This window comes from Thalassobaculum sp. OXR-137 (assembly GCF_034377285.1).
Classification (GTDB): Bacteria; Pseudomonadota; Alphaproteobacteria; order Thalassobaculales; family Thalassobaculaceae; genus Thalassobaculum.
The window spans coordinates 3,639,335-3,655,664 of the sequence record NZ_CP139715.1; the positions used below are offsets into that span (position 1 = coordinate 3,639,335).

The 16,330-nt window shown below is 67.6% G+C and carries 15 protein-coding genes; 5 read left to right on the forward strand and 10 right to left on the reverse strand.

All coding sequences use genetic code 11. The annotated features are described in order from the left end of the window. The first annotated feature begins 148 nt into the window (after positions 1-148). Positions 149-1,180, forward strand: coding sequence for a DMT family transporter (locus T8K17_RS16845; protein ID WP_322330897.1), 1,032 nt, complete (start codon positions 149-151; stop codon positions 1,178-1,180). Here T8K17_RS16845 and T8K17_RS16850 read toward each other — a convergent pair. The 10 genes from T8K17_RS16850 to T8K17_RS16895 all read right to left on the reverse strand — a co-directional run bounded on the left by T8K17_RS16850 (position 1,151) and on the right by T8K17_RS16895 (position 11,490). Then, positions 1,151-2,068: an SMP-30/gluconolactonase/LRE family protein gene (locus T8K17_RS16850; protein WP_322330898.1), complete on the reverse strand. Its 918-nt coding sequence runs from the start codon at positions 2,066-2,068 to the stop codon at positions 1,151-1,153. The two genes, T8K17_RS16845 and T8K17_RS16850, sit on opposite strands and share 30 nt — an antisense overlap. 9 nt (positions 2,069-2,077) lie before the next feature. Beyond that, positions 2,078-2,587, reverse strand: a complete 510-nt coding sequence (locus T8K17_RS16855) for a DUF1499 domain-containing protein (protein WP_322330899.1) — start codon at positions 2,585-2,587, stop codon at positions 2,078-2,080. Positions 2,588-2,591: 4 nt separating this feature from the next. Next, positions 2,592-3,455 carry an isocitrate lyase/PEP mutase family protein gene (locus T8K17_RS16860; protein WP_322330900.1) on the reverse strand — a complete coding sequence of 288 codons (864 nt, stop codon included), beginning with the start codon at positions 3,453-3,455 and terminating at the stop codon, positions 2,592-2,594. A 75-nt stretch (positions 3,456-3,530) separates the two neighbouring features. Continuing rightward, positions 3,531-5,441, reverse strand: a complete 1,911-nt coding sequence (locus tag T8K17_RS16865; protein ID WP_322330901.1) for an ABC transporter ATP-binding protein — start codon at positions 5,439-5,441, stop codon at positions 3,531-3,533. Next, entirely contained in the window at positions 5,438-7,315 is a 1,878-nt protein-coding gene (locus tag T8K17_RS16870) for an ABC transporter ATP-binding protein (protein ID WP_322330902.1), read from the reverse strand. Before T8K17_RS16870 ends, T8K17_RS16865 begins: the two co-directional genes overlap by 4 nt. 89 nt (positions 7,316-7,404) lie before the next feature. After that, positions 7,405-8,427 (reverse strand): flagellar motor switch protein FliG, encoded by a 1,023-nt coding sequence (gene fliG, locus T8K17_RS16875; RefSeq protein ID WP_322330903.1) that lies wholly within the window; start codon positions 8,425-8,427, stop codon positions 7,405-7,407. Positions 8,428-8,613: 186 nt separating this feature from the next. After that, the gene (locus T8K17_RS16880) at positions 8,614-9,132 is read right to left on the reverse strand and encodes a hypothetical protein (protein WP_322330904.1); all 519 of its coding nucleotides are present in this window, start codon (positions 9,130-9,132) and stop codon (positions 8,614-8,616) included. Between the two features lie 18 nt (positions 9,133-9,150). Further along, on the reverse strand, positions 9,151-9,750 hold the full coding sequence (locus tag T8K17_RS16885; protein ID WP_322330905.1) for a hypothetical protein: 600 nt from the start codon (positions 9,748-9,750) through the stop codon (positions 9,151-9,153). A 9-nt stretch (positions 9,751-9,759) separates the two neighbouring features. Then, a complete protein-coding gene (locus tag T8K17_RS16890; RefSeq protein ID WP_322330906.1) occupies positions 9,760-10,368 on the reverse strand; it encodes a MotA/TolQ/ExbB proton channel family protein in 609 nt (202 codons plus the stop codon). A 234-nt stretch (positions 10,369-10,602) separates the two neighbouring features. Continuing rightward, positions 10,603-11,490: an alpha/beta hydrolase gene (locus T8K17_RS16895; protein ID WP_322330907.1), complete on the reverse strand. Its 888-nt coding sequence runs from the start codon at positions 11,488-11,490 to the stop codon at positions 10,603-10,605. Positions 11,491-11,575: 85 nt separating this feature from the next. Here T8K17_RS16895 and T8K17_RS16900 point away from each other — a divergent pair, with 85 nt between their 5' ends. From T8K17_RS16900 to T8K17_RS16915, 4 genes are all read left to right on the forward strand, one after another. Next, on the forward strand, positions 11,576-12,907 hold the full coding sequence (locus tag T8K17_RS16900; protein WP_322330908.1) for an NAD(P)-dependent oxidoreductase: 1,332 nt from the start codon (positions 11,576-11,578) through the stop codon (positions 12,905-12,907). A gap of 16 nt (positions 12,908-12,923) precedes the next feature. Next, positions 12,924-14,231: an NAD-dependent dihydropyrimidine dehydrogenase subunit PreA gene (gene preA, locus T8K17_RS16905; RefSeq protein ID WP_322330909.1), complete on the forward strand. Its 1,308-nt coding sequence runs from the start codon at positions 12,924-12,926 to the stop codon at positions 14,229-14,231. 298 nt (positions 14,232-14,529) lie between these two features. Next, positions 14,530-15,414, forward strand: coding sequence for an NAD-dependent epimerase/dehydratase family protein (locus T8K17_RS16910; protein WP_322330910.1), 885 nt, complete (start codon positions 14,530-14,532; stop codon positions 15,412-15,414). Then, entirely contained in the window at positions 15,407-16,321 is a 915-nt protein-coding gene (locus T8K17_RS16915) for a DMT family transporter (RefSeq protein WP_322330911.1), read from the forward strand. Before T8K17_RS16910 ends, T8K17_RS16915 begins: the two co-directional genes overlap by 8 nt. The last annotated feature ends 9 nt before the right edge of the window (positions 16,322-16,330 follow it).

Below are 16,330 nucleotides of genomic sequence, written 5' to 3' on the forward strand. Positions count from 1 at the left end.
GTTGTCTTGGCAACTATAATCTAGCCAATGAAACCCCCGCTCGTGAAGTGCCATCCGCGCACGACACTTTCTCTGGCGTGAAAGTCATGGGTATCATCGGCTTCCCGCCACCGGTCGGGCGCTGGCGCGCGGCCCCGGAACGACGTCCATGAACGATAAGAACACTCCGTCGATGGCGGGTTCTCCAGCGTTTGAACCGCCGGCCGACCGGCCCGCCCTCGGCATCGCCCTGCTGTTGCTGGGCATGTTCGTGTTCACCGCGATGGACGGTGTCGCCAAGGGGCTGGCCAGCCAGGGCATGCCGCCGGAGCGGATCGCCATGCTGCGCTATCTGCTGGTCACCGCGATCCTGGCACCGGTGGTGGTGGCCCGCTGGAAGCATCGGCCGATCCACACCTCGCGGCCGGTCCTGCACATCCTGCGCGGGGTGCTGCTGATCGCCTCGGCGACCCTGTTCGTCTATGCCATGCGGACCCTGCCGCTGGAGACGGCGACGGCGATCGGCTTCGTGTCGCCGCTCTACGTGACGGCGCTGTCGATCCCGTTTCTCGGCGAGAAGGTGGGGGCGCGCCGCTGGGCGGCGGTGGGCGTGGGCTTCCTCGGCGTCATGGTGATCCTGCGGCCGGGGACGGTGGCCTTCGTGCCGGAGATGCTGATCCCGCTGGTGTCGTCCTTCTGCTGGGCCTGCGGTCTGATCATCACCCGGGCGATGAGGGGCCGGGAAGGCGCGCTGACGATCCTGATCTGGTCGACGATCAGCGGCATGGTGGTGATCGCACCGCTCGGGATTTCCAGTTGGGAGATGCCGACGGCGACCCAGTGGGCGATGCTGGTGGTCATCGCCTTCTGCCATGCCGCCGGCCAGTACCTGACGATCCGCGCCTTCAGCCTGGCCTCGGCCTCTGTGCTGGCGCCGTTCTCCTACAGCACGATCATCTGGGCGACCCTGATCGGAATCTTCGCCTTCGACTCCTACCCGGATTTCTGGACCATCGCCGGCACCTGCCTGTTGGCGGGCGCGGGCCTGTATGTCTGGCACCGCGAGCGCAAAGTCACCGGCCAGCCGACCGTCCCCGGCGGCTCGATCTCGGAGGTCGCGCAGGAGCCGCTGGAGAGCGACGAGATCGAGCAGGAGGCCGAGCAGACGAGCTCAGAAGGTCTTGGCCCCCGTGACCGGTAGCATCACCGAATAGATCGACGTCGTCCCGGCGATGAACATGCGGTTGCGCTTGGCCCCGCCGAACACCAGGTTCGCCACCCGCTCCGGCGTCTTGATCCGGCCCAGCAGCGTGCCGTCGGGGGCGTAGCACTCCACCCCGGTGCCGGCACTGGTCCAGATCCGGCCCTCGGTATCCAGGCGGAAGCCGTCATAGATCCCGGTCTCGCAGGTCATCAGCACCTCGCCGCCGGACAGGCTGCCATTGGCGTTGACCGCGAATTGGCGGATATGCCGGTTGCCGTCCTTGTACCGGCTGAAGCCGCTGTCGACGATGTAGAGCGTCTGTTCATCGACGGAGAAGGCCAGGCCGTTGGGCCGCTGGAAGTCGTCGGCCACCACGGTCAGGGCGCCGCTGTCCGGATCGAGGCGGAAGACGTAGTCGCCGTCCTGCTCCTGCGGTGCCTTGAAGCCCTCGTAGTCGCTGTCGATGCCGTAGGCCGGGTCGGTGAACCAGATCGACCCGTCGGAGCGCACGACCACATCGTTCGGGCTGTTCAGCTTCTTGCCGTCGTAGCTGTCGGCCAGGACGGTGATGCTGCCGTCATGCTCGGTGCGGGTGACCCGACGGGTGCCATGCTCGCAGCTCACCAGCCGGCCCTGGCGGTCGACCGTGTGGCCGTTGGTGTAGTGCCCGTGATTGCCGCGGAACACGCCGGTCTCGCCGGTGCATTCGTCCCAGCGCATGATCCGGTCGTTGGGAATGTCGCTCCACAGCAGCGAGCGCATGGCGGGGAAGTAGACGGGGCCCTCGGCCCAGCGCCCGCCGGTCCAGATCCGCTCCACATTGGCGGCGGTCTTCACCAGGGTGCGGAACCGGTCGTCGAGGATGTCGAAGTCGCTCTCGGCCATGGCGGCCTCCTATCGCTGAAGACGCTTGAAGAACTCCCGGATCCGTCTGGCATTGGTGCCGAGGTCGTGACGGCCGATCCGGGAGCGTGAGCGGATGTCGACCCTTGTGCCGGATTCCTGCGGGCGCAGCCGGACGACCACGTCGTCCTTGAACCGCAGGAATGATGTGGTGGCGACGGCTTCGATCCGACCGGACTGGGGTTCGGCATGACGGATGCGCCAGCCCAGGTCGATGGCGACGTCGGTCGCCCGTCGGAAGACGGCGTCGGGCGCGTCGGGGAGGATGAGAGGCGCGATCTCCGGATAACCCTCGCGTTGCTTGTCGGCGAAGGCGGCCGGATAGGCCGGTATGTCCGTGGAGATGAACTTCGGCGGATCGAGCAGATCGGTCGTGATGTCGTTGATCGACGGCTTGGTGATCAGGGTTTGGAGCATGGGTGCATTCACATAGGCGAGGGCGAGCAGCGCTCCGACGAGAATGCAGAGAACTCCGTATGTCGCCGCGCTGCGTCCCGCCACCGTCTCACCCTTCCAGGAACTCCTTGGTCCATCTTGCGTAGTCGGCGTCCCGGGTCACCCGCTTCATCAGCTCGCCCGAGGCCACGCCCTGCAGATCCGCCGGCGCGGTGCCGTCGCGCAGCGCCTTCAGCGTGTCGTAGGTCGCCTGCACCGAGGCGGCGAAGGGCTGGTGGCCGGTCAGGCAGATCCGCACGCCCAGCGAGGCGAGCCAGTCCGCGTCGCGCAGGCTTTCCGGCAGGCCGCCCAGCATGATCGGCAGATCGGTCTCGGCCGCGACCGCTTCCAGGTCCGACTTCTCGGTGCCGCCGACCAGGAAGATCGCGTCGACCCCGGCGGCGTCATAGGCCTTCACCCGCGCGATGCAGTCGTCCAGCCCGGTGACGGCCAACGCGCTGGTGCGCCCGAAGATGGAGAGGGATTTGTCGACCCGGCCCGCCAGCGCCGCCTTCATCTTGCCGACGGCTTCCTCGACCGAGAGCAGGGCGGTCTTGCCGCCGGACCGGTGGGCGTAGGGCAGCAACGTGTCCTCGATGCTCATGCCGGAGATGCCGGCGATCTCCAGCTCCTCCAGCGTGCGCTGGACGTTCAACGCGTTGCCGTAGCCATGATCGGCATCGACCATCAGGGGGATCGAGGAGGCGCGGCAGATCCGACCGGCCTGGTCGGCGAACTCGCTGAGGGTGAGCACGATCAGGTCGGGGGCGCCCAGCACGGTCATCGAGGCGACGGAGCCGGCGAACATGCCGATCTCGAAGCCGACCTCCTCGGCGATCCGGGCCGAGATCGGGTCGAACACCGACCCCGGATAGACACAGGACTTGCCGCCCAGCACCGCGCGGAACCGCTCGCGCCGCTCACTCCACTTCATCTTCGTCTCCAACCCTTCAGTGTTCTTTGGCAGGAGACTAACGGCGGGTGGAGCCGACGACCAGGGTTCAACCGCTCAGGTCTCCCGCTCGCCGGACGCGATGGCCTTTGCGACCTCGTCGGCCGGAATGTCGTCGAAGGAGGCGTAGTTCATCCGGTACAGCCGCGCGTAGAGACCGCCCGAGGCCATGAGTTCGTCATGGCTGCCCTGTTCGACGATCTCGCCGCCCTCCAGCACGATGATCCGGTCGGCGCCCCGGATGGTCGCCAGCCGGTGGGCGATGACCATGGCGGTGCGGTCTTTCAGCAGGCGGGCCAGCGCGCGCTGAATCTCCAGCTCGGTATAGCTGTCGATGCTGGCGGTCGCTTCGTCGAGCACCAGGATCTTGGCGTCGGCCAGCAGGGCGCGGGCGAAGCTGATGAGTTGGCGCTGGCCGAGCGACAGGTTCGAGCCGCGCTGGTCCAGCATGGTCTCGTAGCCGTTCTCCAGCCGCATGATGAACTCATGCGCGCCGACGGCGGTGGCCGCGTCCTCGACCTGGGCCCGGGTGGCGCCGGTCTTGGCGTAGCGGATGTTCTCCTCGATGGTGGCGGAGAACAGGAACGGCTCCTGCAGCACCATGGCGATATGCCGGCCGAGGCTGTCCTGGGTTACCGAGCGCACGTCGCGCCCGCCGACCATCACCTGACCCTCCCACACATCGTAGAACCGATGCACCAGGGCGGTGGTGCTCGTCTTGCCGGAGCCGGTCGGGCCGACCAGGGCGACGGTCTCGCCCGGCTGCACCTTGAAGGTGATGTTGCGCAGGATCGGGTTGCCCGCCTCGTAGCCGAAGGTGACGTCGCGGAACTCGATGGCGCCGTCGATCTCGGCCGGATCCTCGGCATCGGGCGCGTCCTGCACCTCGACCTCCACGTCCATGACCTCGAAGATCCGCTGCCCGGCGGCCATGGCGCGCTGCATGATGCTGTATTGCAGGGTCAGCGAGCGGATCGGGTCGAAGAACCGCTGGACGTAGAACAGGAAGGCGACCATCACGCCGACATCCAGCGTGCTGTCGAGCACCATGGAGCCGCCGACCAGGATGACGATGGCCATGGCCGAGCCGGTCAGGGTGTCGACGATCGGCACCATGACGTTGGTGTAGCGCGAGGCGGCCAGGTGGGCCTCCAGGTTCTCGCGCGCCTTCTCCTCGAACAGGTCGAAGTTCACCGCTTCGCGGCGCAGCTCCTGGATCGCGCGGATGCCGTGGACGTTCTCGGCCAGTGCGGCATTGGTAGTCGAGCTCGCCTCGCGGGCCCGCATGAAGGCCTTGCGGGCCAGGGGCAGCCAGATGATGCGGACCAGCAGCAGCAGCGGCAGCACCGACAGGGTCAGCCCGCCCAGGGCCGGATCCAGGCTCAGCAGCACCACCACGATGCCGACCAGCAGCACCAGGTCGCCGATGGCGAAGATCGAGGATTCCAGGAATTCCTGCAGCGCATAGACGTCGCCCTGCAGCCGCGACATCAGCCGGCCGACCTCGGTTCGGTCCATGAAGGAGAGGGAGACGATCTGGAGATGGGCGTACATCGCCCGGCGCAGGTCGAACAGCAGCCGCTGGGCGGTCCGGCCGATCAGCGTCTCCATGAAATGGTTGGCGGCGTAGTTCAGCACCACCACCCCGAGGAAGGCGATGACGAAGGTCTGCAGCAGCGACAGGTCGTTCGCCCCGTCCGCCAGGGCATGGTCGATGGTCGCCCGCACCAGCAGCGGCAGGGTGAGCTGGGTGAGGGTGAAGGCCAGCACGCAGCCGAGGCCGATCAGAAGCTGGCGCTTGTAGGGGGCCAGGTAGGCCATGAAGCGCTTGACCACCCAGGGGTCGAAGGCGCGGCCGAACAGTTCCTCGTCCTGGCTGATCTGCGAGCCGACCACGGCCAGCGGCGGCCGCTCCGTCTCGCCCGCGTCGCGACGGGTGGTGTCCTGCTGGTTCTGCGTGGCGGTCATTGCGCGGCCCCCGTCTTCGGTTCCGCGCCGGTGCGCGCCTGGAGCTCGTAGAGCTGGGCATAGCGGCCGCCGTGCGCCATCAGGCTGTCATGGTCGCCGCGTTCGACGATGCGGCCGGCCTCCAGGAACACGATCTCGTCGGCATGCATGAGCGAGGAGAGGCGGTGGGCGATCACGATCACCCCGCGCTCCTTGGTATAGTCCTTCAGGGACTCGCGGATGCGCCGTTCGGTGGCGGCGTCGATGGCGGCGGTGCTGTCGTCCAGCACCAGCAGCTTGGCGTCGGGCAGGATGGCGCGGGCGATGGACAGCCGCTGGCGCTGGCCGCCGGAAAGCGACACGCCGCGCTCGCCCACCAGGGTCTGGTAGTCGTTCGGGAGCGCCTTGATGTAGTTGTGGAGCTGCGCCGTCTGGGCCGAGCGCTCGATGCTGGAGCGCCCCGCCCAGGGGTCGCCATAGGCGACGTTGTGGTCGATGCTGGCGGTGAACAGGAACGGCTCCTGTTGCACGATCGCCACGGCCTCGCGCAGGGAGGACAGGGTCACGTCGCGGATGTCCTGGCCGTCCACGGTGATGCGCCCGCCGGTCACGTCGTAGTAGCGGCCGAGAAGCTGGGCGATGGTCGTCTTGCCCGAACCGGGCGGGCCGACGATGCCGATCATCTTGCCCGGCCGCGCCTCCAGGTCGATGCCGGACAGGGTGCGGTCGTCCTTGGCCCAGGTCGGATAGCTGAAATCTACGTTCTCGAACCGGACCACGCCCTCGGTGAGCGCCAGGTCCTTGGCGCCGGGCTTGTCGGCGATGGAGGGCTCCAGGTCGATGACGTTGAACAGGCGGCCGCCGCAGGTCGAGGCCCGGGCGATGGAGTTGATCATCCAGCCGATCTGCCGCACCGGCATCTGCAGGATCAGCATGAAGGCCAGGGCCTCGGTGAGCTGGCCCAGGGTGATCTCGCCCGCCGCCACCTTGGTGCCGCCGACCCACAGGGTCAGGCCCATCGCCAGGAAATAGACGAAGGTCATCTGGGTGGTGGACAGCACGAACAGCCGCACCCGGCGGCTGGCGATGGCGAGGCCCTCGGCGGAGATCTTGTCGTAGCGGGTGAGCTCGAACGCCTGGGCGGCGAAGGCGCGGACCACGCGGATGCCGCCGAGGTTCTCCTCCATCACGTTGGTCAGTTCGGACATCTTGTCCTGCAGCGCGATCCAGGTGTCGCGGAGCTTCAGGCGGGCGATGGAAGCACGGATGCCGACGATCGGCACGAAGCTCAGGGCGACGCAGGCCAGGATCGGGTCGTTGCGGAACAGCACTACCGCGCCGCCGCCGATCAGCACGGTCAGCAGCACGCTGCGCAGGATCCCGGTATCGACCCACAGCCGCACGCCCTCGATATCGAGGATGCCGCGGGTCATCAGGTCGCCGGTATGCACCCGGTCGTGCCAGGACAGGCTGAGCCGCTGGAGCTGGCGGTAATAGTCGAGCCGCAGCCGGTAGCCGATGAGCTGGCCGACCGCTTCGCCCTGGTAGTTGTGCAGCATGGTGAAGACGCCGCGCAGGACGGCGGCGCCCAGCAGCAGCAGCGCGGTGGTCAGCAGGGCCGCCTCCGCCGCGCCCTGGTCGGAGACCCCGGCGGCGGCATTGCGCAGCAGCCCCTGGGCCTGATCCACGGCCTGGCCGAGATACTGCGGCACCATGAGCTGGAAGATCCCGCCGAGCACGGTCGTGACCACGGCCACGGTCATGCGCCAGTGGTGGCGGAAGGCCATCGCCGTGATGCGCAGCAGCACGGTGGCGTCCACGTTGGAGACGTCGATGCTGTAGGCGCCATCGACCTGGGTGTCGAGGCGCTTGGCGGTGTCGGGCGCGCGGGCCATGGAGATATCCGTCTGGGGGAACGGGGCCGCGGACTATGCCAGAAGCGTGGGGCGATGGCGAGGGCGGCGGGCGGTATGCCCGTCGGCGATCAGTAGACGAGCTGGTCGTCGCCGCTGGAGCCGCCGAGGACGATCTCGCCGCGGTCGGCCAGGTCCTTGGCCGACTGCACCATGGCGGTCTGCGCGTCTTCCACGTCCTTGAGGCGCAGGGGGCCGAGCGCCTGCATGTCTTCGCGCATCAGCTTGGCGGCGCGTTCGGACATGTTGCCGAAGAACAGGTCGCGCAGCTCTTCCGACGCGCCCTTGAGCGCGATGGTGAGCTTGTCCTTGTCCACCGCGCGCAGCAGGGTCTGCACGCCGGCCGGGTCGAGGCGGTTCAGGTCCTCGAAGGTGAACATCAGCGAGCGGATCTTCTCGGCGCTGTCCTTGTTGCGCTCCTCCAGGGCCGACAGGAATCGGCTCTCGGTGGCGCGGTCCAGGCTGTTGAAGATCTCGGCCATCATCTCGTGGCTGTCGCGGCGGTTGGTGCGGGCGAGGTTGGACATGAACTCGGTGCGCAGCACGCGTTCGACGTCCTTCTCGATCTCCTTATTCACCGCCTCCATGCGCAGCATGCGCATGACGACTTCCATGGCGAAGTTCTCGGGCAGGGTGGCCAGTACCTTGGCGGCATGCATCTGGCTGATCTTGCCGAGAATCACGGCCACGGTCTGCGGGTATTCGTTCTTCAGGTAGTTCGCCAGGACCTGTTCGCTGACATTCGCCAGCTTGTCCCACATGGTGCGACCCGCCGGACCGCGGATCTCCTCCATGATGTCTTCGACACGGTCCTCGCCCAGGACCTTGGCGAGCAGACGCTGGGTCGAATCCATGGAGCCGACCAGCGAGCCGGTGGAGGACACCTGCTCGGCGAACTCAACGAACAGCCGCTCGACGATGTTCGAGGACACCATGCCGAGGCCGGCCATCACCTGGGAGATCTCCTTGATCTCCTCGTCGTCCATCTGTCCGAACAGGGCGGCGGCCTGCTGCTCGCCGAGCGACATCAGCAGAATCGCGGCCTTTTCCGGGCCGGTGATGCTGCGGTAGTCCTCGCGGGTACGCGTCCCCATGGTGTCGTCTCCAAAGCCGACAGGGCCGCACCGACATCCCGACGAAACCCGCCGGAGGCGCATGCCCCTTGCGTCCCGCTTGTAGGCGGTTCGCGTTACTAAATCGTAACGAAGCCGGGGCCAGATTTCGAGACTTTTATATATTTCGGATATTTCGAAGGGTTAATTCGTTCACCCCGCCAAGTCTCATATCTTAAGGTCGCGTGGATTATGGAACCGCGGCATCGACGGCGGCGGCTTGGTCGGGGGCAGGTTGGGCGGCACGATCTCCACGTTGAGGTCGCCATAGTCGCCCGGCCGCCGGTTCTCGAACGGGTTCTGCAGCACCAGCTTGCCCTGCTTCTCCATGGCGGTCTCGATATCCTCCTCGAGCTTTTCGGCCAGCCGCAGGTCCCAGGGGAACTTGTAGTAGCGCGGCTCCCGCTCGCCGGTGAGCCGCAGCCACATGTAGATCGCCTCGCCCTCGGCGAGGCTGACCGCCAACACCTCGGCGGCGGCGGCATTGCGCTGCATCCATTCCATGGAGCGGGGCTTGGGCCGGCTGAGGAACTCGACGAACTGGATGTAGCTGATCGGGATCAGCAGCGTGGCGACCGCCAGCGCGCCGATCCGCACCCAGGGCAGGCGCGGCGCCCAGATCGCCAGGCTGGCGAGGCAGGCGGCGACGGCGGTGCTGACGGCGAAGACGTAGATCAGTGTATCCATCCGGGCCTCCGGTGGCCGTCACCGGCCGGTGATCAGGGGATAGCGCAGGGTGCTCACGCTGTTCTCGACCAGGTCGCCCTCGGCCGACAGGCGGAAGCGGAACGCCGTTTCCTCCTGGTTGTAGCGGCGCAGCTCGACCGTGGTCTCCAGGATCTGGCGGGTGTCCTCGCGCGGTTTCTTCACGCTGACCACCACCTTGACCGGGATCGCCCGGCCCTGCGGCGGCGGGCCGTACATGTGGACGTTGACGATATACTCGCCCGACGGGATGCCGCGGCTGTAGCTCACCTCGTAGTTCTCGTCGGTGGCGTCGCCGATGGCGCCCAGGTCGTCGCGCAGCAGGTTGAACACCTCGCCGCCCTGGTTCCAGAAGCCGACCGGGCCTTCGCCCGGCGCCTTCACCCACAGGTCGACGTCGTTCTCCATATCGGAGGGCCAGTGCATCTCGACGATGACGTTGCCGGGGGCGTTGTCGTCCTTGGTCTCCTGCTTCTCGCGGCTGATATGGGGCAGCAGCATGATGACCATGGCGACGAAGCCGATCAGGGCGAGCATGATCACGTCGCGGAAGACCGTGTCGGTGCCGTCCTCCTCGAAATCGTCGAACGGATCCTCCATGGCCGATCCCTAGCCGCCGTCGCCGAGATCGATGGTTTCGGTGAGCAGGTCGACGGTGGCGCTGGACAGCAGCCGGTAGTTCACGATCAGCCAGACATAGAGCACCGCGCCGACCAGGGTGGTGTTCAGCGCGACCGACATGCCGGAGATCAGGGTGGCCACCATGTCGGCCACGTTGTCGGCGTCGGCGGCCCGGCTGGGATCGACCCCGGACAGGGCGATGATGAAGCCGATCACCGTGCCGATCAGGCCGAGGAAGACCAGGCTGTTGGCGATGTGGCGCACGGTGGCGATGCGCCGCCCCAGCCGCATCCGCAGCACGCCCCGCGGGCTCTCCCGGTCGTGGCTAAAGCGGGCCTTCTCCAGGTAGAGGGCGGCGGGCGTGCCGTCGGAAGGCGTGGCGGTTCGGATCTCGTCCAGCTCGCCGCTGGTCTGACCGACGCGCAGGGCGCAGTACAGGAAGCCGTAGGAGAACACCGCGACGATCACGAGGGAGAGTTCGATCAGGTCGCCCTTGACGACCGCATCGAGCCAGCCCTGCAGATAGGCGCCGGCGAGCAGGGCGGCAGCCACCACGTTGATCAGCGCGAACCGGACGATCAGCAGATATCGGAACATCGCAACCGCTCACCGTGGAGATGCCTGCCGGTATCAGACCCGCTCCGCGGGATGCGCACAAGCGGGAAGGGACACCGTACTTCGTTCTCTCCCGTCTTCCCGGACTTGATCCGGGATCCAGGGTCGCCGCTCGCTGAGACGCCTCAGATAGTGGCTATCCACTCCAGCGGCGACCTCTCTGGATCCCGGATCAAGTCCGGGAAGACGCAGAAGGAGAGTAGAGGGAGATACCCCTTACCCCGCCAGGAACGGCTCCAGCGCCGCCAGCGTCGCCTCGGGATCCTCCTCTGCCAGGTAGTGGCCGGTGTCGATCGCCTGGCTGGTCACCGGACCGTCGCAATACTGCCGCCAGATTGCCACCGGGTCGTACCACTGGCCGATCTTGCCCTTGGTGCCCCACATCGCCAGCAGCGGACAGCGGATGCGGTCGCCGGCCTCCCGGCTCGCGCGGTCGTGATCCAGGTCGATGGTCGCGGCCGCCCGGTAATCCTCGCACATGCCGCGGATCATCTCCGGGTTCCGGGCGGCGGCGAGGTAATCGGCCATGGCCTCGGGGTGGAAGAACCCGTCATCCTTGGGCTCGCGGTTGGTATGGGCGCGGAACCAGGCCTCGGGTGCCGCCGAGATGATCGTCTCGGGGAAGGGATGCGGCTGGGCGAACCAGAACCAGTGATAGTAGCCCATGGCGAAGGCCATATCCGCGCGCTCGAAATGCTCGATGGTCGGCACGATGTCGAGCAGCGCCATCCGCTCCACCCGGTCCGGGTGGTCGATCGCCAGCCGGTGCGCCACCCGCGCGCCCCGGTCATGGGCGACCACGCGGAACCGGTCATGGCCGAGGGCGGCCATCAGGTCGGCCATGTCCTGGGCCATCGCCCGCTTGGAGTAGGGCGCGTGGTCGGCGGTCGCCGGCGGTTTGTGCGAGCCGCCATAGCCGCGCAGGTCGGGACAGACGACCGTGTAGGATTCCGCCAGACGCGGTGCCACCGCGTGCCACATGGCATGGGTCTGCGGGTTGCCGTGCAGCATCAGCAGCGGCGGCCCGTCGCCGCCCCGGCGCAGGCGCATCGGGCCGGCGGCCACCTCCACCGTCTCCAGGCTCAGGCCCTTAAAGAACGTCACTGGCGATCCTCCATAACTTTGACCACTTGATAAAACTTTTACCGGCAGGCAGGCTTTTCTCCTGGTCCGACCAAGGGAGAGTGCCATGACGCGTGGTTTCGAGGGAGCGGACGTCAAGGCCGGTCGGCTGACGGCCGAACAGGTTGCCGCCAACCTCTCCGATCTCCACCCGCCGCTCACCCGCCACGAGGCGGCGGTGGCCGCCGACCGGTGCTACTTCTGCTACGACGCACCCTGCATGACGGCGTGCCCGACGACCATCGACATCCCGATGTTCATCCGCCAGATCGCCGCCGACAACCCGGCCGGTGCGGCGATGACGATCTTCGACCAGAACATCCTGGGCGGCATGTGCGCCCGCGTCTGTCCCACCGAAACCCTGTGCGAGGAGGCCTGCGTGCGCGAGGCCGCCGAGGGCAAGCCGGTGGAGATCGGCCGGCTGCAGCGCTTCGCCACCGACCATCTCATGGCGGCCAACACCCATCCCTACGAGCGCGGCTGCAACACCGGCAAGAAGGTCGCCGTGGTCGGCGCCGGCCCGGCGGGGCTCGCCTGCGCCCACCGCCTGGCGACGAAGGGCCATGCGGTGACCCTGTTCGATGCGCGGCCGAAACCGGGCGGCCTCAACGAATACGGTATCGCCGCCTACAAGACGCCCGGCGGTTTCGCCCGCGACGAGGTCGATTTCGTACTTGGCATCGGCAACATCACGCTGGAGACCGGCAAGGCGCTGGGCCGCGACATCACCGTCGAAGGGCTGAAATGGGACTATGACGCGGTGTTCCTGGGCATCGGTCTGGCGGGCGTGAACGCGCTCGGCGTGCCGGGCGAGGACCTGCCGGGCGTCGAGGATGCGGTGGCGTTCATCGCCGAGCTGCGGTCCTCGCCGGAGCCGTCGTCGCTCGCCATCGGCCGCCGGGTGGTGGTGATCGGCGGCGGCATGACGGCGATCGACGCGGCGGTTCAATCCAAGCTGCTGGGGGCGGAAGAGGTCACCATCGTCTACCGCCGCGGCCAGGAATCGATGAACGCCAGCCATTTCGAGCAGGACCTGGCCCAGACCAAGGGTGTCGCCATCAAGCATTGGGCGAGGCCGGTCCGTGTCGTCTCCGACGGCGACCGGCGGGGCGTGGAGTTCGAATACACCCGTGCCGGCGCCAGCGGCCTTGAGGGGACCGGCGAGACCTTCTTCCTTGCCGCCGACGTCGTGCTGACGGCGATCGGTCAGACCCTGGAGGCGCCCGACGGCCCAAAAATCGACAAAGGGCGGCTGGTGGTCGACGCGGAGTTCCGCACCAGCCTTGCCGGGGTCTGGGCCGGCGGCGACTGCGTGGCGGCGGGCGACGACCTGACCGTGACGGCCGTGGCCCAGGGCCGCGACGCCGCCGAAAGCATCCACCGCGCCCTGACGGCGTGAGACGGAGGACCAGAGCATGGCAGATCTGCGCAGCGACTTCGTCGGCATCAAGTCCCCGAATCCGTTCTGGCTGGCCTCCGCGCCGCCCACGGACAAGGAGTACAACGTGGTCCGCGCCTTCCAGGCCGGCTGGGGCGGCGTGGTGTGGAAGACCCTCGGCCTCGACCCGCATATCGTCAACGTCAACGGCCCGCGCTACGGCGCCGTCTGGGGCGCGGACCGCCGGCTGCTCGGCCTCAACAACATCGAGCTGATCACCGACCGGCCGCTGCAGACCAACCTGGACGAGATCAAGGCGGTCAAGCGCGCCTGGCCCGACCGGGCGGTGGTGGTGTCGCTGATGGTGCCCTGCGAGGAGGTCTGCTGGACCGAGATCCTGAAGCAGGTGGAGGATACCGGCGCCGACGGGGTGGAGCTGAATTTCGGCTGCCCCCACGGCATGTCGGAGCGGGGCATGGGCTCCGCCGTCGGCCAGGTGCCTGAATACATCGAGATGGTCACCCGCTGGTGCAAGCAGAACACCCGCATGCCGGTGATCGTGAAGCTGACCCCGAACATCACCGACATCCGCTACCCGGCCCGTGCGGCCAAGAAGGGCGGGGCCGACGCGGTCTCGCTGATCAACACGGTCAGCTCCATCACCTCGGTCGATCTCGACCTGATGGCGCCGGAGCCGACCATCGACGGCAAGGGCAGCCATGGCGGCTATTGCGGCCCGGCGGTGAAGCCGATCGCCCTCAACATGGTGGCCGAGATCGCCCGCGACGCGGAGATGGGCGGCCTGCCGATCTCCGGCATCGGCGGGGTGACCACCTGGCGCGATGCGGCCGAGTTCATGGCCCTGGGGGCCGGCAACGTGCAGGTCTGCACCGCTGCCATGACCTATGGCTTCCGCATCGTGACGGAGATGATCGACGGCCTGTCGCGCTGGATGGACGGCAAGGGCTATGCCCGGATCGGCGACTTCACCGGGCTGGCGACGCCGAACGTGACCGACTGGCAGTACCTGAACCTGAACTACGTGGCCAAGGCGCGGATCGACCAGGATCTCTGCATCAAGTGCGGCCGCTGCCACATCGTCTGCGAGGACACCTCGCACCAGGCGATCACGGCGATGAAGGACGGCATGCGGCATTTCGAGGTGATCGACGCCGAATGCGTGGCCTGCAATCTCTGCGTCAATGTCTGCCCGGTTGAGGGCTGCATCACCATGGAGAAGCTGCCGGCGGGCAGCGTAGACCCGCGCACGGGGCGGACGGTCCAGGATGAATACGGCAACTGGACCCAGCATCCGAACAACCCGTCCTCGGTGGCGGCGGAGTAGGGGGCGGAGTAGGCGGGGGGACATTTCTCCTGATGTCATCGCGATGCGAATCAGGGCGCGAAGTGAAATCTTAGAGCCTTCCGCCTTTGGCCCGCCCTTCGACACGCCCCTGCGGGGCTGCTCAGGGCGAGGTCATCAATTCTCAACACACCCGACCTCGTCCTGAGCAGGAGCGAAGCGACGTGTCGAAGGACGGGCAATTTATTTAACAAGCGAACACTTGTTTTAAAAATCCCGCAGCGCTATGCCTCTTCTCCGGCGCCGGTTCGGGTGCCAGGACAATTCAGGCGGATGGGTGATGCGTATCCTGATGACGGGCGCTTCCGGGTTCATCGGCTCGGCGGTTGCGCGGGACCTGCTGTCCGCTGGGCACCAAGTTTTCGCCCTGGCGCGCAGCGAAACGGCTGAAGCCAAGATCACCGCGCTGGGCGCCGATCCAATCCGGGGCGCGATGGACGACGCGCCGGCCTGGCTTCCGCCGGCGGCGGAGGTCGATGCGGTGGTGCATACGGCGGCGACCTTCGGGCCGGACATGGCGGCGCAGGAGGCGGCGTTCCTGCTGGCATTGAGCGAGTGGTCGGCGGCATGGACGCGGGCGCGGGGCGCACGACTGCCGGCGGTCTATACCGGCGGGTGCTGGCTGTACGGTGCCGTCGGGGACCGCACGGCCGTGGAGGGGGCGCCTTTCGACCCGCTCCCGGCCTTCGCCTTCATGGTCGAGCACCGAAGCCGCCTTCTGGCCGAACCGGGTCTCGATGTGAGGATCGTGCATCCGGCGATGGTCTGGGACGACGGCGCCGGGGTGATCGGCGGGTTCTTCGAGGCGGCCTGGGACGGGAAGGCGCCGCAGGTGATCGGGCCGCCCGAGACCCGCTGGCCCCTGGTCCATCGCGACGATCTGGCCCGGCTGTATCGGCTTGTGCTGGAACGCGGGGCCGCCGGCACCGATTATCACGGCGTCGCGGAGGCCGGCGTGCCGGTCGGCGAGATCGCCGAAGCGGTATCGGCGCGATGCCGGGCTCCGGCCCCGATCCATCGTCCCGTCGAGCAGGCCATGTCCGAGCTGGGCGACTGGGCGGCCGGTTATGCCCTTGACCAGACGATGGGCGCGCCGCACACCCGTCGGGCGCTCGGATGGCGTCCCGTCCAATCCAATGTCATCGAATCGATTCTGTATGGCTGACACCTCCACCGCCCGCCTCGAAGCCCTCAAGGGCCATGCGGCGATGCTGCTGTTCGCCACGCTCATCAGCGGGTCGTTCACCCTGGGGCATCTGACCGCGCCGCATATCGATCCCGGGGCGCTGACCGCCCTGCGCTTCGCCTTGGCGGCGGCCGTCATGACCGGCGCGATCCTCGCAGGCCGCAAGGGCGAGTGGCGGCTGATGGTCACCGCACCCTGGCGCTTCCTGCTGCTGGGCGTGCTGCTCGGCTCCTATTTCGTGCTGATGTTCGAGGCGCTGCGGCTGACCGATCCGGTGAGCCTCGCCGCGGTCTTCACCATGACCCCGCTGATGACCGCGCTGTTCGCCTTCGTCATCCTGCGCCAGGGCATCGGTCCGCTGGTCGGCGGCAGCCTGCTGCTGGCGGCGAGCGGGGCGGTGTGGGTGGTGTTCCGCGGCGACGTCGACGCCATGCTCGCCTTCGATATCGGCGCGGGCGAACTGATCTTCCTCGGCGCCTGCGTATGCCACGCCCTGTACATCCCGCTGATCACCGTCCTGAACCGGGGGGAGAGCGGCAAGCTGTTTACCCTGTGGACCGTGCTCGGCGGGTTCCTGGTCGTCGGCATTTACGCCTTCCCGGCGATCCTGCGCACCGACTGGACGGCGCTGCCGCCGATCGTCTGGGTGACGGCGCTGTACATCTCGGTCTTTGCCTCGGCGATCACCTTCTTCCTGATGCGCTACGGGGCGTTGCGCCTGCCGGCGGCCAAGGTGATGGCCTATGGCTATCTCATTCCCACTGTGGTGATCGTGCTGGAAGGGCTGAGCGGCCACGGCTGGGTGCAGCCGCCGGTGCTGCTCGGCGTGGCGGCCACGGTGCTGGCGCTGCTGATGCTCGTCCTGAACCGCGACCCCGCGCGGTAGCATCAGCGG